We start from the raw sequence: 21074 nt of genomic DNA, 5'->3' as shown, positions 1-21074 counted from the left end.
TAGACTCGCGGCCATGGCTCTCGTACCCGGCATCCAGTCCCCCACCCGCAAGGTCCCGGCGCACATCGCGCGCCCCGAGTACGTCGGGCGGCCCGCCCCGACGCCGTACACCGGGCCCGAGGTGCAGACCGCCGAGACGATCGAGAAGATGCGGATCGCGAGCCGGATCGCCGCCCAGGCGATGGCGGAGGCCGCCAAGCTGATCGCCCCCGGCGTCACCACCGACGCGCTGGACGCCGTCGCCCACACCTACATGTGCGACCACGACGCGTACCCGTCCGACCTCGGCTACCGCGGCTTCCCCAAGTCGGTCTGCACCTCGATCAACGAGGTGATCTGCCACGGCATCCCGGACTCGACCGTGCTCCAGGACGGCGACATCGTCAACATCGACGCCACCGCGTACATCCACGGGGTGCACGGCGACCTCAACGCCACCTACCTGGTCGGCGACGTCGACGAGGAGTCCCGGCTGCTGGTCGAGCGGACCCGCGAATCCCTCGACCGGGCGATCAAGGCCGTCAAGCCCGGCCGTCAGATCAACGTGATCGGGCGGGTCATCGAGTCCTACGCCAAGCGCTTCGACTACGGCGTGGTGCGGGACTTCACCGGGCACGGCATCAACACGTCGTTCCACTCCGGCCTGATCATCCCGCACTACGACAGCGAGCGGGCCACCGAGGTGATCAAGCCGGGGATGACCTTCACCATCGAGCCGATGCTCACCCTGGGCACCTACGACTACGAGATCTGGCCGGACGGCTGGACGGTCGTCACCAAGGACCGCAAGCGCACCGCCCAGTTCGAGCACACCCTGGTGGTCACGGCGGACGGCGCGGAGGTCCTCACCCTGCCGTGACCCCGGCCGGGCGCCGGGCGGCCCCTGGAAACCGCCGAGCCGCCGAGCCGTGGGGCGCCGGTTCAGCCGATGAGCCACTGCTCCTCGGCGACGGCGCCCACCTCGGTGCAGGCGTCGGTGAGCACGTCCAGGACGCGCAGCGGGTCCGGCAGCGGCTGCTCGGGCCCGCGCAGCCACCGCACCTGCGAGCCGTCCGGCAGCGCGGCCGGCGGCAGCAGGGTGTACGAGCCGCGGCAGTGCCAGCGCAGGCCGGGGTGCTCGGACATGGTGTCCGGGGTGGAGTCGAGGACGCTCGGCCACCACTCGTCCTCGTCCTGCGGGGTGCCCCGGGTGGCGGTGAAGAACAGGTAGCGGTCCTCGCCGACGGCGGCGACCGGGCCCTCGACGCCCCGCTCGGTCAGCCGTTCCAGGGCCAGCCGGCCGGCCTCGACCGGGACGTCCAGCACGTCGTGGGCGCGCCCGGTGGCGGTGATGAAGTTGGTCTGCGGATCGCGGGCGAGCCAGCGGGCGAGCTGCTCGGGATCGGTGGTGGCCTGGGTCTGCCAGGCGAAGGAGACCGGGTGCTGGGCGGGGGCCGGACAGGCCACCCGGTCGCAGGAACAGCGGTAGCCGGCCGGATGCGCGGCCGGCGCGAGCGGGAATCCGGCGCGCACCGCGCCGAGCAGCTGATCGAGTCGGGCGGCGGGGCCGTCCACGTCACCCGACCGGGCCCGCTGACGCTCACGCTTCTGCCACCAGGTCGTCCACCTGCCGCCGGCTTCCATCGGGCCCCTTCCGCGCACTGCCGTACCTGGTGCGGCACAGCGTTCGACGTACCACTCCGACGCAACGCACAGCGCCCCCCGCTGCTTCCCGGGGCGGTGCTCGGCCCTGCTGTCCACGCCCTGCCGACCGGGAACCGGGGTCACCGGAGGGCCGACGCCCGGGTCACGGTACGCAGTCGCGGCAGCACGCTGTCCGCGCCAGGTCGGCCGGAGGGCGCGCGGATCCGCGCCCCGCCCGGCCCGTACGGGGCCCGCTGACCCGGGTGAACCCCGGGGGCGTAACAGGAAGGATAAGGGTGCGCGGGGCCTCCGGATGACCGGGGGCGGTGCCTCTCCGGTCACACTCCCCGCACCCGGCAGGATCCGCCGGACGGGCCCGGGCGTGTGCGCCGGTCACCCGTGCGGAGGTGAGACCCTGGTGGGGTGAAGAGCGCGGACACCGAATTCGTCGGCGGCCCCCTGGACGGCCGCATCCTCCCCATCCCGCTGGGGCCGATGTTCGGCGTGCCGAAGACCTACAAGGTGCCGGTCCCCGCGCACGGCGACTCCCCCGCGCGCACACTGGTGTACGTCCGGTCCAAGCAGGTGCGGGGCATCAGCTGGCACTGGCGCTACGAGTTCGACGAGGCGGCCACCGCCCGCGCGTCCGGCTGACGGCCGCACCGCCCGCGCCGGCCGCCGCCCCCAGCCTCCCCGGGAGGACGGCATGGCGAGAACGGCACGGCACCCCCGCAGCCGCCCCCAGGCGGTCGCGCACCACAACCGGCAGGTCGCCGGCGTCACCGGGGCGCTGCTGGTGGCGGTGTGCGTCTACACCGTGGTGATCGGCCCGAACGGCTGGCTCTGGTTCGGCTGGGCGGTGCTGCTGCTCGCCTGCGTGGCCCTGTTCACGGTCCACCCCTGAGCAGCCGCACCGCCTGTGCCCAGCCCCCCACGCCGGTCAGTCCTCCTCGGCGAGGATCAGGTAGAGCTTCTTGCGCGCCTCGGTGAGCACCGCCAGGCCCTTGGCGCGCTGCGCCTCGGTGCCCGTCGCCATCACCTGGCGGATCGCCTGGTCGACCGCGGCCAGCGCCTGGCCGACCTCCTGGACGGCCTCCCAGTCGACCTCCCGGCCGGCCTCCGCCCACGGCTCGGCGGGCCCCGCCTCGGCCTCGGCCCGGCCCGCCTCGGTGAGCGACACCAGCCGCTTGCCGCCGACCTCCTCCGCGGTGATCAGGCCCTCCTCCTCCAGCAGTTGGAGGTTGGGGTAGATCGAGCCCGGGCTCGGCCGCCAGGCCCCACCCGTCCGCTCGGAGATCTCGGCGATCATCTCGTAGCCGTGCATCGGCCGCTCCTTGAGCAGCGCCAGCAGCGAGGCCCTGACGTCCCCGCGCCGCGCCCGGCCGCCGCGCCGCCCGTGCGGACCGCCGCGGCGCCCGCCGTGCCCGCCGAAGCCGTGCCCGAACGGACCGCCCATCGGCCGCCCTGGGCCACCGCCGCCGAACGGCGGCGGGCCGAAGCCGCCGAAGGCCTCCCGGCCCTCGAACTCCCGCCCTTCGAAGTCCGGCCCCGGCCCGCGGCGCCAGCCACCGCGCGGACCCTCGCCGCTGAACCGCATTCCCGGATTTCCTCGGTTTCCTGAGCGCATGGCGCTCACCTCCTCGTTCACCGAGCCAGTCGAGTTACTGTCTCGATAGCTCGACGATATATCGGCGACTGTCGCTCGTCAACGGATTCCGACACGAACGGCGCACCGGCGCCCCACCCCGCCGCCCGGGCCCCGTCCGGCCGCTACGGTGACGGGCATGGCCGGTGAACGAGACCTCGCGAAGCTGCTGCACGGGATGCGCCCGCTGCTCAACCCGGGGCGGTACGTGTACTGCACGCTGCCCGCCAAGGTGCCCGCGGGCATGCGGCCGGTGGTGACCGTCGCCGAACCCGAAGGGGTCACGGTCGTCGTCGCCCAGGAGGAGGCCGACGCACTCGGGCTGCGCTACGAGTACGTGGCCGCCTGGATCACCCTGCAGATCCACTCCGCCCTGGAGGCCGTCGGCCTCACCGCGGCCGTCGCCGGGCGCCTCGCCGAGGAGGGGATCAGCTGCAACGTGGTGGCCGGCTTCCACCACGACCACCTGTTCGTCACCGCCGACGACGCCGACCGCGCCGTCCGGGCCCTGGAGGAACTGGCCGGCCGCTCCGCCTGACGACGCCGCCGAGTGGCCGCCCCCGCACGGCCCTCCGACACTGGGAACGGCTGCCCGGCCACCCCGGCCGGCCGGCCCCCACCGGAAGGAGACGGCCGCCATGGCCACCTGCGTCACCTGCGGCAACGACTACTGGCTCGCCTTCGAGATCAAGACCATCACCGGCGACACCTACACCTTCGACAGCTTCGAGTGCGCGATGGAGAAGCTCGCGCCGCGCTGCGAGCAGTGCCAGGTCCGCATCGTCGGCCACGGCGTCGAAGTGGCCGGCCGCTTCTTCTGCTGCGCCAACTGCGCCCGCGTCAACGGCGGCCTCGGCGACCAGATCCGCGACGCCGTCGGCGCCCGCCCCGCGTAACGGCGGGAAGCGGAACAGTCGGCCTGTACCCCCGGTTCTGTCTCCCGAGCCGCTCGCGCGACCGGGGCGGCCCCACGACAAAGGCCCCCTGACCTGCGGCTTCGCAGATCAGGGGGCCTCAGTCAAGCTAGGGCGGCGGAAGAGTCGGCCTGTACGCCGGGTTCTGTCTCCCGGGGTGCTCGCGCGGCCCGGGGAGGCGGCCATCCATCTAGGACTGCCGTTGCCGACAGCCTCGTGCGGTCTACCCGCGGACTCGGGCGAGCAGCCCTCAGTCATCCGCGCACGGCGCCCGAGGGCGCCGATCTTGACCTTGCTCCAGGTGGGGTTTACCGAGCCGGCCGAGTCACCCCGGTCGCTGGTGGTCTCTTACACCACCGTTTCACCCTTACCCGCCGCCGAAGCGGTGGGCGGTCTGTTTTCTGTGGCACTGTCCCGCGGGTCACCCCGGGTGGGCGTTACCCACCACCCTGCTCTGTGGAGCCCGGACGTTCCTCGGCGGGTCAAGGACCCGTCGCGGCCGCCCGGCCGGCTCTTCCGCCGTAGTGGTCATCGTAGCCGCTCGGGTGGGGCCTCCCGTACACCGGAGCGGACCACGGGCGGCTCGCCGCCGAGGCGGGCGGCCACCCGGACGGCGGTCGCGGTCGCCCACGGGGTGGTGGTCGCCAGGCCGAGGAGGAGGATCGCGCCGCCCAGGCCCACCAGGATCCACCAGCCGGCGTGGCTGGCCGGGGCGAAGCCCGTCGCCACCGGGCCGACCACGGCCGAGGTGACGACCGTACCGATCACCGCCACCCCCAGCGACTGGCCGATCTGGCGGCTCGTCGAGGCGACCGCCGCGGCCACCCCCGCCTGGGCGCGCGGCATGCCGGAGACGGCCGCGTTGGTGATCGGCGCGTTGACCATGCCGAAGCCGAAGCCGAACAGCGCGTACGCCGCCAGCAGCAGCGCCGCCGGGGAGTCGGCGGCCAGCCTGGTCAGCAGCAGCCCGCTCGCGACCAGGCCCAGCCCGGCCGCCACCAGCGGGCCGCGCGGACCCCGACTGCCGACGATCCGGCCGGACAGCGGCGCACAGACCAGCATCATCGCGGCCATCGGCAGCGTCCACAGGCCCGCCTCGAACGGGTCGTAGTGCCGGACGTTCTGCAGGTAGAGCGTGTTGAGGAAGAGGAAGCCGCCCAGGGCCGAGAAGGCGCAGACCGCGGTGACGGTGGCGCCGGTGAACGGCGCGCTGGCGAAGAACCGCGGGTCCACCAGCGGCTCGGCCACCCTCCGCTCCCACAGCGGGAAGGCGACCAGCGCGGCCACGGCGGCGACCGCCAGGACGAGGATCAGCGGGGACGTCCAGCCGCTGCCCGGGCCCTCGATGATGGCCGCGGTGCCGCAGCCCAGCAGGACGATCATCAGCAGCTGCCCGACCGGGTCCAGCCGGCGCGGCCGGGGCGAGCGCGACTCCGGGACGTAACGGGCGGTCAGGAGCATCGCGACCACGGCGACCGGAACGTTGATCAGGAAGATCGACGGCCAGCCCGCGCCGTCCACCAGGAAGCCGCCCAGCAGCGGGCCGAGCGCCATCGAGATGCCGACCACGCCGCCCCAGACGCCGATCGCCCGGGCCCGCTCCTTCGGGTCGGTGAAGGTGTTGGTGATGATCGACATCGCCACCGGGTTCAGCATCGAACCGCCGACCGCCTGCAACGCCCGGAACGCCACCAGCCACTCCAGGCTCGGCGCCAGACTGCACAGCAGCGAGCCGAGCGCGAAGCACAGCAGCCCGGTCTGGAACACCCGGCGGCGGCCGAAGCGGTCGGCCACCGAGCCGAACAGCATCAGCAGCGAGGCCAGGACCAGGGTGTAGGCGTCGATGATCCACTGCAGCCCGGACGCCGGGGCGTCCAGATCCCGCTGGATCGCCGGCAGGGCGATGTTCACCACGGTGTTGTCCAGGCCGACGATGAACAGGCTCAGGCAGCAGATCGCCAGGACGAGCAGTCGGCGGCGGCGCCCCGGGGCGACGGAGGGCTGGGCTTCGGGCACGGGACCGATCCTCCCACCTGGGCGGTGCTCGGGGGCCGTGTGACGGACCGTCCGGGTGGCGGCGCCGGGCGGGCGCCGGGGGCGTGTGGAAGCGGAGGGGGTCAGACGGCGGCGAAGCGGACGGTGCGGGTGAGCGGGTCGGCCTGCGTCAGCCGGACCCGGATCAGCCCGCCGAGCGGCAGCACCGCCCCGGGATCGGCGCCGTCGCAGCGGGCCCGGACGGCGGGCCGGCGCAGCTGCACCGTGCCGGCCGCGGGCCGCCGCTCGTCCACGTCGATCACCACGGCGGTGAAGTCCTCGCCCTCCCGGCCGGCCAGCAGCTCCGCCTCCGCCAGGTCCACGCAGGCCCGTTCGACCTCGGCCGCGCGGCGGTCCCCGCTCGCCATCAGGCCCGGCACGGCGGGCAGCGCCTCGCGCGCCCAGTCCGGCACCTCCTCCCCCGCCGCCACCGCCGCGCACACCTCCTGCGCGAAGCGGTCGCCGAGCCGGCGCAGCGGCGCGGTGCAGTGCGCGTACGGCGCGGCGAGCGCGGCGTGGCCCGGGTCGGCCGGGGCGGGCAGGCCCCGGGACTCGTCGAAGGCGTGGTAGCCGGCGCCGCGCAGCAGGCCGGTGCACGCGTTGAGGAAGGCGGCGTCCATCGGCGCGTCCGGGTCCAGGGAGCGGATCAGCTCCGGGTACGGGAGCGCCTGCGGCCAGTCCACGTCCAGCGCGGCGGCGATCCGGCGCAGCCGCTCGTACGCGGCGGCGGGCGCGGCGGGCAGGGTGCGCAGCAGGCCGACGCCCGCGTCGAGCATCAGGTCGGCCGCGGCCAGGCCGGTGAGCAGCGAGATCTGCGCGTTCCAGCCGTCGGCGGGGCCGGGCGCGCGGTAGCCGAGGACGTAGCCGTGCAGGGTCTCCTCGACCTCCTGCTCGGGCACCGGGAGGCTGATCCCGCCCCGCGCGCGCTCCTGCTCCTCGCGCAGCCGGCCGACGGTGGCGAGCAGGGCGAGCTGTTCGTCGGCGCCGCCGAGGTCCACCGCGCGCTGGACGGCCGCGTAGTCGAGGCGGCGGTGCGAGCGGACCAGGACGCGGCGCAGGTCGGCGAGCACCACGGCGCCGTCGGCGTCCAGGTCCAGCTGCCAGAGCAGGGCGGGCCGGGGCTCGCCGGGCAGCAGGCTGGCGGCGTCCTCGGAGATCCGGGCGGGGTGCAGCGGGACGCGGTGGTCCGGGAAGTACAGGGTCTCGACCCGGCGGCGGGCCTCGGCGTCGATGGCGCCGCCCGGGCGGACGAAGGCGGCGACGTCCGCGATGGCGTAGTACACCCGGTAGCCTCCGCCGGGGCGGTGGAGCAGGTGCATGGCCTGGTCGAGGTCGCGCGAGCCGGGCGGGTCGACGGTGAACAGCGGCAGGTCGGTGGCGTCGTGCTCGGGCAGCCGGGGGCGCTCGGCCGCCTCCTCCGCCTCGGCCAGCACCGGCTCCGGCCACTCGGTGTGGATCTCCAGGCGGGCACGGAGTTCGGTCAGTTCGGTGTTGATCCGGGCGGAGTCGGCGGCCTTGACGCGCAGTTTTCGGCGAGGCATGCAGGCAGCGTAGGGCGAATCGGGTGATTCCGGACGGATCACCCCGCCGGACGCGCCGGGCGGCCGGGCGGCCGGGCGGCCGGTGCTGCCGGTGCTGCCGGTGCTGCCGGTACCACTGGGCGGCCGGTGCTGGTGGGCTCAGCGCCCCAGCAGCGACTTCAGGTCCTTGCCCGCGAGCACGACGGCGTCGTCGTAGCCGCCGGTGGCCAGCCGGAGCATGAAGGCCACCGCGTCGTCCGGGTGCGGGTCGGTGTACGGCTCGCCGTTGTAGTCCAGGAACAGCAGCATCGCCTCGAAGGCGGTGCGCTTGTTCCGGTCGATCAGCGGGTGGTTGCGGGACAGGCTCTGGCCGAGGGCGGCGGCCTTGGTCCACGGGTCCGGGTAGGCGTCCCCGCCGAACAGGCTCGCCTGCGGGCGGGCGATCGCCGAGAGCAGGCCGCCGAGGTCCCGGATGTTCTCCGGGCCGCCGGCCAGGTAGGTGACGTCCTCCAGGTCCAGGTACTCGGTCACAGGTCCTTGAGCCTCTCCAGCGTCTCCGCGTTGGCGGCACGGATCCGGGCGACCATGGCGGCCCGGCGCTCGGACCGGCTCTGCCGGCCGGGCTCCTGCGACTGATCGGTGAGCGCGTCCGGCACCTCGGACTGGCGGACCTCGAAGGCCAGCTCGGCGGTGTCCGACCCGGCCGGGGCCTCGGTCACCCGCACCCGCCCGGCCATCACGGCCTCGGCGGCGGCCCGCACCGCGAACTCCAGGGCCTGCCGGGTCTCCGCCGGCAGGCCGGCGGGCAGGCGCACGGACAGGGACTCCTCCACGGCGTCGTCGTCGCCGGGCACCAGGTCCAGGGGTCGCAGGGTCATCTCGCTCACTCTCCTCGCTGCTCACCGTAGTGGCGAACGCCGGGCGGCCCCACCGGATTTCCACCCCCCGGGCGGGGTGGGGCCCGGGTGTGAGCACTCGTAGGCTGGGGTCAAGTGGTCGTTCACGAAGGGGGTTCGGGCAATGGGTGCGGTGAAGGTGACCGGGGCGGCGGTGTCGGGGGTGTTGGCGGCGACGGGGGCGCTGCACGCGGTGTGGGCGGTGACGCCGTGGCCGCTGCGGACGCCGGAGGAGTTCGCGGACACCGTGGTCGGCGCGGGCGACGGACCACCGTCCCCGGCGGCCTGCGTCGCGGTGGCGGGGCTGCTCGGGACGGCCGCGTACCTGGTGGGGGCGGAGGCCGGGGTGCTGCCGGCGGTGGGGCCGCGGCGGCTGCGGCGGGCCGGGGTGCGGGCGGTGGCCGGGGTGATGCTGGCGCGCGGCGCCGGCGGCCTGGTGCTGTTCGGGAGGGCCGTCGAGCGCTCGGAGCGGTTCAAGCGGCTGGACACCCGGTACTACTCGCCGCTCTGCCTGGCGCTGGCGGCCGGGACGGCCGTGGTCGCGGGGGCCGGCGGCGCCGAGTAGCCGCGGCCGGGGCAACCGTCTCGGGGCCGGACAGGCAGGACGGGCAGGACGGGCCGCCCGGGGCAGGCCGGTTTTGCGTAGGGTGGCGGGGTTCATCCGCCACAGAGTGTTGAGGAGTCCGCTGTGCTGGTGCTGTTGCCGCCTTCGGAGGGCAAGGCCGCGTCCGGGGACGGGGTGCCGGTGGCGCTCGACCGGCTGTCGCTGCCCGGGCTGACGGCCGCGCGCGGCGAGGTGCTGGACGCGCTGGTCGGTCTCTGCCGGGGTGACGAGGACACCGCCGCGGAGGTGCTGGGGCTCAGCCCCGGGCTGCGCGGCGAGATCGCCCGCAACGCCGGGCTGCCGGCGGCGGGTGCCCGTCCGGCGGGCGAGGTGTACACCGGGGTGCTGTTCGACAACCTGGGTCTGGCCACGCTGGACGCGGCCGCGTACGGCCGGGCCGAGCGGTCGCTGCTGGTCTTCTCCGGTCTGTGGGGCGCCGTACGGATCTCCGACCGGATCCCGCCCTACCGCTGCTCGATGGGCGTGAAACTGCCCGGCCCGGGGGCGCTCGGCGCGTACTGGCGGGGCGCGATGGCGTCCGTGCTGCCGGAGGCGGCGGACGGGCTGGTGCTGGACCTGCGCAGTTCGGCGTACGCGGCGGCGTGGAAGCCGGCCGGCGAGGTGGCGTCCCGGACGGCGACCGTCCGGGTGCTCCAGGAGCGCAACGGCAAGCGCACGGTCGTCAGCCACTTCAACAAGGCGACCAAGGGGCGCCTGGTGCGGGACCTGCTGGTCGCGGGGATCGAGCCGAAGACGCCGGGCGAGCTGCTGGACGCGCTGCGGGGCCTGGGGCACCGGGTGGAGCTCGCCGCCGAAGGCACGGCGCGCAAGCCGTGGCAGCTGGACGTGGTGGTCACCGAGGTGCACTGAGCCCGCTCCGGGGGGCGGTCCCCGGAGCCAGGCGTTCAGCCCCGGGTGTTCAGCGCAGGTGCGAGGTGTCGTTGAGCAGCCGCAGCGAGGCGTTGCCGTCCGCGTAGTACTGGACGGCGCAGAACGAGGCGGCGGACAGCTCCATCCGGTACAGCGCGTCCGGCGGGGCGCCGAGCGCCAGCCGGACCAGCGTCTTGATCGGGCTGACGTGGGAGACCACCAGCACGGTCCTGCCGGGGTGCCGGGCGATGATCTTGTCCCGGGCGACGCCGGCCCGGTGGGTGAGCGTGGTGAAGCTCTCCGTGCTGCCGGTGGGCTTGGCCTTCGCCGAGCCGAGCCAGGCCGCCAGGTCCTCCGGGTGGCGCTCCTGCACCTCGGCGAAGGTCAGGCCCTCCCAGTCGCCGAAGTCGACCTCGCGCAGCCCGTCCTCGTACCGGACCTCCAGGCCGAGCCGGGCGGCGACGATCTCGGCGGTCTCCCGGGTGCGGCGCATCGGCGAGGCCACCACGGCCTGGATGCTGCCGCGGGCGGCCAGTTCCTCGGCGGCCCGCGCGGCCTGCCAGCGGCCCTTGTCGGACAGTTCCGGGTCGCTGCCGCCGCTGCCGGAGAAGCGCTTCTGCGGGGTCAGCGCGGTCTCGCCGTGGCGGAGCAGGACGAAGGTGGTCGGCGTGCCGAGGTCGGCGGGGGCGGCCCAGCCGGCCTTGGGGGCGGCGGTCTCCAGCGGCGGCTCGTCCACCACCGCGGCGGCCCGCGGCCTGGGCTCCCACTGGCGGCCGGCCTTGCCCGCGTCCATCGCCTCGTTGGCGAGCCGGTCGGCGTCCTTGTTCCGCTCGCGCGGGATCCAGGTGTACGTCACCCGGGCACGCGGGAGGATCGTGCGGGCCTCGGCGGCGAGCGGCTGCATGTCGGGGTGCTTGATCTTCCAGCGCCCGGACATCTGCTCGACGACCAGCTTGGAGTCCATCCGGACGTCCACCGAGGCGTCCGGGTCGAGCTCCCGGGCCGCCTTGAGGCCGGCGATCAGGCCCTTGTACTCGGCCACGTTGTTGGTGGCGTGGCCGATGAACTCGGCGGCCTCGGCGATGATCTGTCCGGTGTCGCCGTCCCGGACCACCGCGCCGTAGCCGGCCGGCCCCGGGTTGCCCCGGGACCCGCCGTCCGCCTCGACGATGAAGCGAGCCGCCACCGGGTCAGGCGCCCGAATCGGCGGTGCGGACCAGGATCCGCGAGCAGTTCTCGCAGCGGACCACCTTGTCGGCCGGCTCGGCCTTGATGGCGTTGAACTCGGTGATGGAGAACTCGGTGCGGCAGCCCTCGCAGCGGCGCTGGTAGAGGCGGGCCGCGCCGACGCCGCCCTGCGTCTGGCGCAGCTTGGTGTAGACCTTCAGCAGGTCGGCGGGGACGACGGCGGCGACGGTCTCGCGGTCCCGCTTGACCTTGTCGGCCTCGGTGTCGATCTCGGCGAAGGCGGCGTCCCGGCGGGTCTCGGCCTCGGTGAGGACGACGGTGGAGTGCTGCAGGCGCGCGGTCAGCTCGGTGACCCGGGTCTGGGCGCTCTCCAGCCGCTCCATGACCTCCAGCACGATCTCCTCCAGGTCGCCCTGGCGCTTGGCCAGCGAGCCGATCTCGTGCTGGAGGTTCTCCAGGTCCCTCGGCGAGGTGATCGCGCCGGAGTCCAGGCGCTGCTGGTTGCGGGCGGACCGGGCGCGGACCTGCTCCACGTCCTGCTCGGCCTTGGTCAGCTCACGCGTGGTGTCGCCCTGCTGGGCCTCGGCGGCGACCACCAGGTCCTTGAGCGCGGTGTGGTCGGCGGAGGCCTTCTCGATCTCGGCGTGCTCGGGCAGGCTCCGGCGCCGGTGGGCCAGCTGGTCGAGCTTCGAGTCGAAGGCCTGGAGGTCGAGCAGGCGGATCTGGTCGGCGGGCGCGGCGTTCAAGGGGAAGGCTCCTGTGAATCGGGTCAGGCGGTGAAGGACATGGAAGCGTGCGCGGTCCACGGGTCGGTGACCCGGTGGGAGACCTTGGTCTCCACGGCCCAGCCGCACCGGTCGGCGGCGGTGTGCAGGGCCCGCTCGGCCAGGGCGAGCCAGGGCCACTCGGTGGCCCAGTGCGCGGCGTCGACCAGGGCGACCGGCGCCGCCTCGGCGGCCTCGGACGCGGGGTGGTGGCGCAGGTCGGCGGTGAGGTAGGCGTCCACCCCGGCCGCCCGCACCTCGGCGAAGAAGCTGTCGCCCGAGCCGCCGCACACCGCGACCCGGCTCACCAGCCGGTCCGGGTCGCCGGAGACCCGGACGCCCGCGGCGGTGGCCGGCAGGCCCTCGGCCACCTGCGCGGCGAAGGCCGACAGGGGCAGCGGGGGCTCCAGCAGGCCGATGCGGCCGGTGCCGCGGCGGCCCAGCGGGTCGGTCGGGTCCGGCACCAGCGGGCCGGTCACCCGCAGGCCCACGGCCTCGGCGAGCGCGTCCGAGACGCCGGGGTCGGCGTGGTCGGCGTTGGTGTGCGCGACGTGCAGGGCGATGCCGTTGCTGATCAGCGTGTGCACGACCCGGCCCTTGAAGGTGGTCGCGGCGACGCTGGTGGTGCCGCGCAGATAGAGGGGGTGGTGGGTGACCACCAGGTCGGCGCCCCACTCGACGGCCTCGTCGACGACCGTCTGCACGGGGTCGACGGCGAACAGCACGCGGCCGACCTCGGCCTGGGGGTCTCCGCAGACCAGGCCGACGGCGTCCCAGGCCTCCGCCCACTGCGGCGGGTAGACCTCTTCGAGCGCGGTGATGACGTCGGACAGTTTCGGCACCTGTCGAGACTACCGTGCGCGCGGGGGCGGTCGGGCCTCGGCCGTTCGGCGACCTGGGCGGCGGGGCGGCGGCAGCGGGGCGGCCGGTGCAGCGGGGATGCGGCGGCGGCGCGGTGGCGGCGCGGTTCGGACACGGGTGCCGATGGCGTACGGACGCGCGTCAACCTGCGGCGGGGGCGCCCGGGAGGGGCCGGCGCCGGTCGCATGCGCCCGCGCGCCCGGCGCCCACTGCTCACACGGGAGCCCTCGCACGAATTCGAAACCGCTTCCTGATCACCCTTACGAGTGAAGTGACCGGCTCTACGTTGAGCCACTCCCGCCTCGAAAGTAACTTCAGTCCTGCGAACGGGAGTTGCCCCGACAGTTGCCCCGACCGGGGGTCGGGAAGGCGCTCCGCCGGACACGGGCCCTGGCGAGACCGGGCCCGGGGCGGGCACGGCCGGGGCTCCTGCCCCAGGCGCGGCACCGCCGTACCAGGGCGGTGCGCCGCACCGGGGCGGCACGCCACACCGAGGCGGCACTCCCGTTCAGGGGCGGCACTCCCGCTCCTTCCGAGGAAACCGATCAGGCCGGGCCGCACGCCCGGGTGCCGGAGCAGGTGGGCACCCGCGGGCGGCGGACGAGACGAAGGGATGTGGTGGCGAATGGCGGCGGGCACATCGCTGCGTACGGCCGGGGGCGGGGAATCGGCGGGCCACGGGCCGGATGCGGCCGGACCGTGGCCGGAGACGACGCGGGCGGCGCTGGCGGAGGCCGGCGGCCGGGGAGGCGGCGGCGACTGGGAGGTCACCGCCGGGGGCTTCTGGTGCACGGCCAGGCCGCCCGCGTCGGTTCCACTCCCGGAGCAGGGCTGGAAGCTCCACGTCAGCGCGGCCTCGGCGGCGGGCGAAGCAGTGCTCGCGGCCGTCGTACGGGCTCTCGCCGACGACCCGTGCCCGTTCAAGTTCGCCGCCGGGGAGCAGCGGCTGCGCGAACTCAACTCCCGTGACAGCGATCGGGGTTCGGCGGGAAAGTTCATCACCGTCTACCCGGCCGACGACGCCCAGTTCCGGCGGCTGGCCGCCGGACTCGACCGGGCCACCGCCGGACTGCCCGGGCCCGCCGTGCTCTCCGACCGCCCCTACCGGCCCGGCAGCCTGGTCCACTACCGGTACGGCGCCTTCGCGGCCCGCGCCGAGCTCGGCCACGACGGGGAGTACCGGTCCGTCCTGCACGGGCCGGACGGCGAACGGGCCGAGGACGTGCGCGGCGCCTCCTACCGGGCGCCGACCTGGGCCAGGGACCCGCTGGAGACCGGTGCGGCCCGGCCGGGGGTGAAACGCGGCACGGGCGTGCTGCTCGCCGAGCGGTACGCGATCACCGCCGCCGTACGGCACAGCACCAAGGGCGGGGTCTTCCTCGGCCGGGAGGCCGCGAGCGGCGCCGAGGTCGTGGTCAAGCAGGCCCGCGCACACATCGAGATCGACCGGGCCGGCACCGACGCCCGCGACGCCCTGCGGCACGAGGCCGCCCTGCTGACCCGGCTGGACGGGCAGGGCCTGGCACCCCGCCCGATCGAACTGATCGAACGGGACGACTCCGTCTTCCTCGTGCAGGAACGAATCGCCGGACAGCCGCTCGGCGCGTGGGTCGCCGCCCGGCTGCGGCGCGACGGCAGCCCCGACGTCGACTGGGCCGACGCCGGACCGGTCGCGCACGCCCTCCTCGACCTCGTCGAGCGGGTGCACGCCCAAGGACTCGTCCTGCGCGACCTCTCCCCCGGCAACGTGATGGTCCGCCCCGACGGCCGCCTCCGGCTCGTCGACCTCGAACTCGCCGCCGAAACCGGCCGCCCCGCCGGCTCCGCCGGCACCCCCGGCTACCGCGCCCCCGAACAGGGACCCGGCCGGCTCGGCCTCGTCCACGACGGCACCTGCGTCGCCGACCCGGCCGTCGACCTGTACGCCCTCGGCGGCCTGCTCTTCCTCCTCGCCACCGGCCACGACCCGCTACTCCCGGACGACCTGCCCCGGGCCCGCCCGGTCACCGAACGCCTCGGCCGCTGGCTCGCCCTCGCCGCCCGCACCGGCACCACCGCCCGCCGCCTCGCCCCCGCCGTCCTCGGCCTCCGGGCCGAACAGCCGGGGCAGCGCTGGAGCCTCGCCCAGGTCAGGGCGGAACTCGCGGGCGAAGCCACTGCGGACGCCCGGCGCGGCGATGACACACGCCCGGGCGGGGCTCCCGGTGCCGCGCACGGGCATGAGACCACCACCGCCGTCACCCCCCTGTGGCAGGCCCCGAACCGGCGGACCGCGCACACCCGGCACCCCGACGGCGGCCCGCATGCCGCCGGCCCGACCGGCGACGCCGCCACCGCACCCCCGCAGCGAGCCGCCGACGGCAGTGCCGCGCCCGCCAGGGCCGGTGCCATGCGGGCCGCCGCCGCTCCGCCGTGGCGCGCTGCGGCCCACCGGGCCACGCCCGCCGAGCACTCCGCCGACGCCCACGACGACCGTTCCACGACCGACCCGGCCGCCGCGACCGCCACGACCGGCGGCCCCCGGGCTGCCGTCCGACCCGACGGCGCCGCTGCGGACGCCGCCTGCCGCACGTCGGCCGGCCTCCTCGACCGGATGCTGTGCGACGGCCTGCGGCAACTGGCCGTCACGGCCACGCCGCTGCGGCGGGACCGGTTGTGGCCGGTCGTGCCCGCCGGGGAGCGGACGGATCCGTGCAATGTGCAGCACGGCGCCGCCGGAGTGCTGGCGGTGCTGGCGCGGGCGGTGGCGGCGGAGGGCCTGCCGGGCGAGGTGCGCGCGGAGGCCGCGCGGACGGCACGGACGGCCGCCGGGTGGATCGAACAGCGCCTGGCCGCCGAGCCGGCGGTGCTGCCCGGGCTGCACTTCGGGCGGTCGGGGACGGCCTGGGCGCTGCTGGACGCCGCCCGGGCGCTGGGCGACGACGCGCTGGCCGTTCGGGCCGCCGCGCTCGCCCGGCGGATCCCCGTCGAGTGGCCCAACCCCGACGTCTGCCACGGCGCGGCCGGCTCCGGGTTCACCCAACTCCGCTTTGCGGCCGAAGGCTTCACCGCCGAAGCCGCCGGTGACCCGGCCTTCCTCGACCGCGCCGCCCACTGCGGCCGCGCCCTGCTCGCCGCCGCCCGGCACGAGCCGTACGGGCGGGTGTGGCCGGTGCCGGCGGACTTCGACTCGGCGCTCGCCGGGATCACCCACCTCGGCTTCGCGCACGGCGTGGCCGGTGTGGGCGCCTTCCTGCTGGCCGCCGCCGAGGCGACCGGCGACCGCGACCTGCTCGCCGGCGCCGTCGAGGCCGGGCACACACTCGCCGCGACCGTCCGCTGGGACGCGCCGCGCGAGAGCGCCTGGTGGCCACAGAGCGCGGACGATCCGGACCGCGTCAGGCTGGCGCACTGGTGCAGCGGCTCGTCCGGCGTGGGCACCTTCCTGCTGCGGCTCTGGCGGGCCACCGGCGACGCCACCGCGCACGGGCTGGCGCTGGCCGCCGGGCGGGCCGTACTGGCCGGGCGCTGGCACGGCGGGGTGAGCGCCTGCCACGGCCTGGCCGGCGACGGCGAGTACCTGCTCGACCTCGCCGAGGTCGCCGATGTCGCCGACGGGCAGGAATTCCGTTCCGGCGCCGAGGAGTTGGCGCAGCTGATCGCTGCCCGGTCGGCGCTGCGGGGCGGCCTGCTGGTGCTGCCGGACGAGACCGGGACGGGCTGCGCGGCCGGCTACGGCACCGGCGCGGCGGGAGCGTTGGCCTTCCTGCTGCGGCTGCGGCACGGCGGCCCCCGGCTCTGGGTGGATCCGGTGCCGCCCGCCGTACGCCGGTCCCAGGGTGCGGCAAGCGGGGTGAGCGGGGCATGAACGTGGCCACCCGGACCGTCGCGCAGGCGCTGCGCCGACTGAGCTTCACCTTCGCCGCCGACGGCGGTCACGCCGCCTGCCTCGCCTCGGCCGCCGACGGCGGTCACGCCGCCTGCCTCGCCTCGGCCGCCGACGGCGGCTGGTACGTGGAGAGTTGGCGGCTGCCGTCGGACGGCGGGCCGGCCACGCCGCTCGCGTTGCCGCTGCCCGGCAACCGGTCGGAGAGCCTGCGTTCGCAACTGGTCGCGCTGCCGGACGGCTCGGTGCTGGTCTGCCGGCACGACGGCGAGCGGCACGACCTGGTCCGCCTCTCGTACGGCGAGAACGGCGCCGTGGAACAGCAGGTGGCCACGATCCGGATGCCCGGGCTGCGGCTGCTGCCGATCCCGACGCCCCCCGGGGCCGGCCCTCGGACGCCGGTGGCGCTCGCCCTCGGGACGGACACCCGCCCGGCGACCACCGCCTGGCTGGTGCGGACGGACGGCAGCGAGCCCGAACGGGTCGCCGAGATCCCGGGGTTGCACGGCGGCGGCGCCTGGCTGGACCACGCCGGGGCGCTGCTGGCGCTGGACCGGGTGAACGCGGGGCTCGTCCGCACCGTGGTGCTGGACCTGCGCAGCGGCACGACCACCCCGTTGCTGGAGATCGGCGAGCGCAGCAACGACCGGCTGGTGCTGTTCGACCCGGACAGCCGGTTCGCGATGGTGCGCAGCGACGCGCCGGGCACCGACCGGCTCGGCTGGGGCGTGCTGGGCGGCGGCGAACCGCTGCGGTTCCCGGAGTGCCTGCACGTCGCGGGCATGTTCCTGCGGCCGGTCGCGCTGCGGCGGACGGCGGACGGCCCGCAGGTGGCGGTGCAGGTCGACCACGGCGCCGGCTCCGCGCTCGCCCTGTGGCGGGCCGCCGCCGGCCGGCTGGACCAGCTGCCGGTGCCGCCCGGCCGGCTCGGCGCGGTCGGCCACTGGGGCGGGGCGGCGCTGCGGCTCCCTTACTCCTCGCCCGACCACCCGGCGGCGCTGGCCGCCCTGGACGTGGACGCGCTGCTGGCACACGGCCCGGCGAAGCCCGGGTCCGGCCCGATACCGATGCCGCTGCCACTGCAACTGGCGCCGCTGGGCTCCGGCCTGCCCGGCCCGTGGCGGGACACCGTGCTGCCCTGGCAGCCCGGCGGTCCGCGCACCCCCCGCACCCCGCCGCCGGGTTGGCGGGTGGACGGCAGCACCGCACCCGGGGACGGCGGCCGCTGGCAGCCCGCGCAGAGCCTCGAACTCGCCGGCCCGGCCGGGCCGTTGGAGGCCGTGGTGTACGGCGGGGACACCTGGCTGAGCAGCCCGCACCTGGTGCTGGCGCTGCACGGGGGCCCGGCGGACGCCTGGCGGCTGGAGTTCGACCCGGCCCTTCAGCGGATGGCCGCCGAGGGCCTGGCCGTGATCGCACCGAACCAGCGCGGCTCCACCGGCTACGGGGTGGCGCACGCGATGGCCATCCGGGGCGCCTGGGGCGGGCCCGACCTGGACGACGTGCTGTACCTGCTGGACGGCATCGCCGGCCAGCGCGCGGCACTCGGGCTGGAGCCGCCGGCCCTGTTCGGGGTCAGCTACGGCGCGTTCCTGGCGCTGCTGGCGGCCGCGCACGCGCCGGCCGAGCAGGTGTCCCGCTGCGCGGTGGTCGCGCCGTTCCTGTCCGGCGCCCGGCTGCTGGCCGAAGCGGCGGCCCCCGTACGGGCATTGACCACCCGGCTGGCCGGCGACGAGCCGATCACCGACGCCCGTGGCCCGCGCGACGTCCTCCAGCTGGCGCACCGGCTGAGCGCCCCACTGCTGGTGGTGCACGGCAACCGGGACGAGGTCGTGCCGGTGAGCCAGTCCCGTTCGCTGCGGCACGAGTTGCTGCGGATCGGCCGGGTCGAGGGCGCGGACTTCCGGTACGTCGAGGCGGCCGGATCGGGCCACGAGGTGCTCGCCGAGGAGGGCGCGGCCGTGCTGCACGAGCTGCTGGCCGCCTTCCTGCGGACCGGCCGACCGGGCTGACCGGAGCCCCGACACCTCGGTACGTCGACACCTCGACTCCTCGACTCCTCAGGACGTCGGCACCTCGACATCTCGACATCTCAGAACGTCGACACCTCACCACACAGACTCCCGGGCCCGACGCGGCCCGGGGCACCACCCCGGCGCGGCGGACCGAGCCGCCCGGGGGCGACACCCGATGCCCGCAGGCAGATCGCGGCGGGCGTAGTTCCAGGGGAGGAACCCGATCATGGAGAACATGGTGGACTTCGAGACCGACCTCGCGGCGCTGCAGGACCTGCCGGAGACCGAGTCCGTCGAGCTGACCGGCCACGGCGCCGGCTGCCAGTACACCTGTCTCATCCTCACCTGCCTGATCTTCACCAACAGCTGATCCAGGCGGTGAGCCGTGGGTGCCGTCCCCGCCTGTCCGGACTGGCGGGGACGGCACCGTCCGTTTCCCTGCACGTGCCCGCCCGCCCCCCTACCCAACGTTCTGACGTTCCGACGGGAGCTCCGACTTGCCCCGCCGCCCCACCGGCTGGACCCTCGCACTCGGCATCGCCCTGCCGGTCGAGGCCGCCACCACGCTCGCCCTGCCCGCCGCGCTCGCCGCGGCCGTCGACGCCACCCTCGGCCACCGGCCCGGGCCCGGCGCCTTCGTACGGCTCGCCCTCGTCCTGGGCGTGGCCGCCGCAGCCAATGCCACCGCCGCCGCGGCCGGCCCGGCCTGCTCCGCCGAGGCCACCGCCGCCCTGCGCGGGCGCCTCGTCCGCCACCTGCTCGCCCTCGGACCCGGCGGCCGGCTCCGCCACGGACCACCGCCCGGCGACCTCGCCGCCCGCCTGCTGGGCTCGGCCGGCGACGCGGGCGGCCGACTGCCCGCCGTCCTCGGCGCGGCCACGGCGCTGCTCACCTCGGCGGGCGCGATCGTCGGGCTCGGGCTGCTGTCGCCGTGGCTGGCGCTCGCCTTCTTCGCGGGCGTCGTCCCCGGCGTGGTGCTGATCCGGCTCTTCCTGCGCGAGGCCGGGCCGGTGTTCGCCCGCTACCAGGAGGTCCAGGCCGACCTTGCCGCCCGGCTCAGCGGCGCCCTCACCGGGCTGCGCAGCATCCACGCCGCCGGTGCCGAACAGCGCGAGGCGGCAAGGGTGTTGGCGCCGCTTCCGGAGCTTGCCGCCGCCGGGCGCGCGCTCTGGGCGGCGCAGCGGCGCACCGCCTGGCAGGCCACCCTGCTGATCGCAGTGGTCGAGGTCGCGGTGCTCGCCACCGCCGGGGCGCTCCTCGCCGACGGCGCCCTGGCCCCCGGCACTCCGTCCCCCGGCACCCTGGCCCCCGGGGCGCTCGCCGCCGCGGCCGGCTGGGCTGCCCTCGGCGCGGGACTCTTCGAGCAGGTCGAGGCGCTGGTCGCGGTGGCGCACGCCCGCGCCGGGCAGGCCCGGACCGACGAACTGCTGGCCGTCCGCCCGGCCGAACCCGGCCTGGCGGCCCTCCCCGTCGGCGGCTACGGGGAGGTCGTCCTGCGCGGCGTGGTGGTGCGCGACGGCGACCGGGTGCTGCTCGGCCCGCTCGATCTGACGATCCCCGGCGGCCGCACGGTCGCACTGGTGGGGCGCTCCGGCTCCGGCAAGTCGCTGCTGGCCGCGCTGCCCGGGCGGCTGCTCGACCCCGACGAGGGCGCCGTACTGATCGACGGTGTCCCGGTGGACGCGCTGGCCCCGTCCGAACTGCGGCACGCGGTCGGCTACGCCTTCGCCCGGCCCGCCCTGGTCGGCCGTACGGTCCGCGACGCGCTGGCCGGCGCCGGCCCAGCCGAGGCGGCGGCCGCCCGCGCGGACGGCTTCCTCCAGCGGCTGCCCCGGGGCTGGGACACCCCGCTCGACGAACTCCGGCTCTCCGGCGGCGAACTGCAACGCCTCGGCCTGGCCCGGCTCCTGGCCCGGCCCGCCCGGGTCGTCGTCCTCGACGACGCCACCTCGGGACTGGACCTCGCCACCGAGTACCAGGTCAGCGAGGCCCTCGACCGCGCCACCCTCGGCCGCACCCGGCTGGTGGTCGCCCACCGCGCCGGGGTCGCCGCCCGCGCCGACCTCGTCGCCTGGCTCGACGCCGGCCGCCTGCGCGCCCTCGCCCCGCACACCACCCTCCTCGCCGACCCCGACTACCGCGCCGCCCTGTCGGACACCGCCCTCCAGACGGCCTCCGCCTGATGGCCCGCCACCGCGCCCCGTCCGACGGCGGCGCAGGAAGTCGGCCCGATCGACTTCCCACGCAACCGCCCGCCCCGGCGCCCGGCACGAGA

The 21074-nt window shown here is 75.9% G+C and carries 20 protein-coding genes and 1 other RNA gene; 11 read left to right on the top strand and 10 right to left on the bottom strand.

Features of this window, described 5'->3' with window-relative positions; all coding sequences use genetic code 11:
• Nucleotides 1-13: 13 nt before the first annotated feature.
• The gene (map, locus tag ACFWPI_RS18535; RefSeq protein WP_380370577.1) at nucleotides 14-859 is read left to right on the top strand and encodes a type I methionyl aminopeptidase; all 846 of its coding nucleotides are present in this window, start codon (nucleotides 14-16) and stop codon (nucleotides 857-859) included.
• A 62-nt stretch (nucleotides 860-921) separates the two neighbouring features.
• Here the strand turns inward: map and ACFWPI_RS18530 are convergent, their stop codons facing one another.
• Complete coding sequence (locus tag ACFWPI_RS18530) at nucleotides 922-1623, bottom strand: bifunctional DNA primase/polymerase (protein ID WP_063347362.1); 702 nt, start codon at nucleotides 1621-1623, stop codon at nucleotides 922-924.
• A 423-nt stretch (nucleotides 1624-2046) separates the two neighbouring features.
• Between ACFWPI_RS18530 and ACFWPI_RS18525 the strand changes: the two genes are divergently transcribed.
• Both ACFWPI_RS18525 and ACFWPI_RS18520 read left to right on the top strand, forming a co-directional pair.
• Entirely contained in the window at nucleotides 2047-2277 is a 231-nt protein-coding gene (locus ACFWPI_RS18525) for a hypothetical protein (protein ID WP_063347363.1), read from the top strand.
• Between the two features lie 52 nt (nucleotides 2278-2329).
• Complete coding sequence (locus ACFWPI_RS18520; RefSeq protein ID WP_063347364.1) at nucleotides 2330-2527, top strand: hypothetical protein; 198 nt, start codon at nucleotides 2330-2332, stop codon at nucleotides 2525-2527.
• 36 nt (nucleotides 2528-2563) lie between these two features.
• Here the strand turns inward: ACFWPI_RS18520 and ACFWPI_RS18515 are convergent, their stop codons facing one another.
• Nucleotides 2564-3220 carry a PadR family transcriptional regulator gene (locus ACFWPI_RS18515; RefSeq protein WP_107452848.1) on the bottom strand — a complete coding sequence of 219 codons (657 nt, stop codon included), beginning with the start codon at nucleotides 3218-3220 and terminating at the stop codon, nucleotides 2564-2566.
• A 187-nt stretch (nucleotides 3221-3407) separates the two neighbouring features.
• Here ACFWPI_RS18515 and ACFWPI_RS18510 point away from each other — a divergent pair, with 187 nt between their 5' ends.
• Both ACFWPI_RS18510 and ACFWPI_RS18505 read left to right on the top strand, forming a co-directional pair.
• A complete protein-coding gene (locus tag ACFWPI_RS18510; RefSeq protein ID WP_063347366.1) occupies nucleotides 3408-3806 on the top strand; it encodes an ACT domain-containing protein in 399 nt (132 codons plus the stop codon).
• 100 nt (nucleotides 3807-3906) lie between these two features.
• Nucleotides 3907-4164, top strand: a complete 258-nt coding sequence (locus ACFWPI_RS18505; RefSeq protein WP_063347367.1) for a hypothetical protein — start codon at nucleotides 3907-3909, stop codon at nucleotides 4162-4164.
• Nucleotides 4165-4300: 136 nt separating this feature from the next.
• Here ACFWPI_RS18505 and rnpB read toward each other — a convergent pair.
• From rnpB to ACFWPI_RS18480, 5 genes are all read right to left on the bottom strand, one after another.
• Nucleotides 4301-4697, bottom strand: an RNA gene (rnpB, locus tag ACFWPI_RS18500) — RNase P RNA component class A.
• A gap of 13 nt (nucleotides 4698-4710) precedes the next feature.
• A complete protein-coding gene (locus ACFWPI_RS18495; RefSeq protein ID WP_380370571.1) occupies nucleotides 4711-6198 on the bottom strand; it encodes an MFS transporter in 1488 nt (495 codons plus the stop codon).
• A 101-nt stretch (nucleotides 6199-6299) separates the two neighbouring features.
• Nucleotides 6300-7757, bottom strand: coding sequence for an RNB domain-containing ribonuclease (locus ACFWPI_RS18490; protein WP_380370568.1), 1458 nt, complete (start codon nucleotides 7755-7757; stop codon nucleotides 6300-6302).
• A gap of 138 nt (nucleotides 7758-7895) precedes the next feature.
• Nucleotides 7896-8267, bottom strand: coding sequence for a type II toxin-antitoxin system death-on-curing family toxin (locus ACFWPI_RS18485; RefSeq protein ID WP_063347370.1), 372 nt, complete (start codon nucleotides 8265-8267; stop codon nucleotides 7896-7898).
• Complete coding sequence (locus ACFWPI_RS18480; RefSeq protein WP_380370566.1) at nucleotides 8264-8614, bottom strand: hypothetical protein; 351 nt, start codon at nucleotides 8612-8614, stop codon at nucleotides 8264-8266. The genes ACFWPI_RS18485 and ACFWPI_RS18480 overlap by 4 nt, the downstream gene beginning before the upstream one ends.
• A 142-nt stretch (nucleotides 8615-8756) precedes the next feature.
• On the opposite strand from ACFWPI_RS18480, the gene ACFWPI_RS18475 reads away from it, so the two are divergent.
• Nucleotides 8757-9197, top strand: a complete 441-nt coding sequence (locus ACFWPI_RS18475; RefSeq protein ID WP_079135552.1) for a DUF3995 domain-containing protein — start codon at nucleotides 8757-8759, stop codon at nucleotides 9195-9197.
• Nucleotides 9198-9320: 123 nt separating this feature from the next.
• Nucleotides 9321-10106, top strand: coding sequence for a peroxide stress protein YaaA (gene yaaA / locus ACFWPI_RS18470; RefSeq protein ID WP_380370563.1), 786 nt, complete (start codon nucleotides 9321-9323; stop codon nucleotides 10104-10106).
• 49 nt (nucleotides 10107-10155) lie between these two features.
• Here yaaA and ACFWPI_RS18465 read toward each other — a convergent pair whose 3' ends face one another.
• From ACFWPI_RS18465 to ACFWPI_RS18455, 3 genes are read right to left on the bottom strand one after another with little or no spacing between them, the layout of a single operon-like run.
• Nucleotides 10156-11292, bottom strand: a complete 1137-nt coding sequence (locus ACFWPI_RS18465) for a bifunctional RNase H/acid phosphatase (RefSeq protein ID WP_063347373.1) — start codon at nucleotides 11290-11292, stop codon at nucleotides 10156-10158.
• 4 nt (nucleotides 11293-11296) lie between these two features.
• Nucleotides 11297-12040 (bottom strand): zinc ribbon domain-containing protein, encoded by a 744-nt coding sequence (locus ACFWPI_RS18460; RefSeq protein WP_063347374.1) that lies wholly within the window; start codon nucleotides 12038-12040, stop codon nucleotides 11297-11299.
• Between the two features lie 23 nt (nucleotides 12041-12063).
• Nucleotides 12064-12900, bottom strand: coding sequence for a Nif3-like dinuclear metal center hexameric protein (locus ACFWPI_RS18455; RefSeq protein WP_380370560.1), 837 nt, complete (start codon nucleotides 12898-12900; stop codon nucleotides 12064-12066).
• 644 nt (nucleotides 12901-13544) lie between these two features.
• On the opposite strand from ACFWPI_RS18455, the gene ACFWPI_RS18450 reads away from it, so the two are divergent.
• The 4 genes from ACFWPI_RS18450 (at nucleotide 13545) to ACFWPI_RS18435 (ending at nucleotide 20982) form a co-directional block, all read left to right on the top strand.
• A complete protein-coding gene (locus tag ACFWPI_RS18450; protein ID WP_380370557.1) occupies nucleotides 13545-16766 on the top strand; it encodes a lanthionine synthetase LanC family protein in 3222 nt (1073 codons plus the stop codon).
• Nucleotides 16763-18796: an alpha/beta hydrolase family protein gene (locus ACFWPI_RS18445; protein ID WP_380370554.1), complete on the top strand. Its 2034-nt coding sequence runs from the start codon at nucleotides 16763-16765 to the stop codon at nucleotides 18794-18796. Before ACFWPI_RS18450 ends, ACFWPI_RS18445 begins: the two co-directional genes overlap by 4 nt.
• Nucleotides 18797-19025: 229 nt before the next feature.
• On the top strand, nucleotides 19026-19169 hold the full coding sequence (locus tag ACFWPI_RS18440) for a VenA family class IV lanthipeptide (protein WP_159398410.1): 144 nt from the start codon (nucleotides 19026-19028) through the stop codon (nucleotides 19167-19169).
• A gap of 127 nt (nucleotides 19170-19296) precedes the next feature.
• Nucleotides 19297-20982, top strand: a complete 1686-nt coding sequence (locus ACFWPI_RS18435) for an ATP-binding cassette domain-containing protein (protein ID WP_380370550.1) — start codon at nucleotides 19297-19299, stop codon at nucleotides 20980-20982.
• Nucleotides 20983-21074 lie beyond the last annotated feature (92 nt).

The sequence above is a fragment of the Kitasatospora sp. NPDC058492 genome, from assembly GCF_042720685.1.
Taxonomy (GTDB): domain Bacteria; phylum Actinomycetota; class Actinomycetes; order Streptomycetales; family Streptomycetaceae; genus Kitasatospora.
The sequence above is the reverse complement of the archived record's forward strand: the minus strand, read 5'-3'. Positions and strand labels throughout refer to the sequence as shown.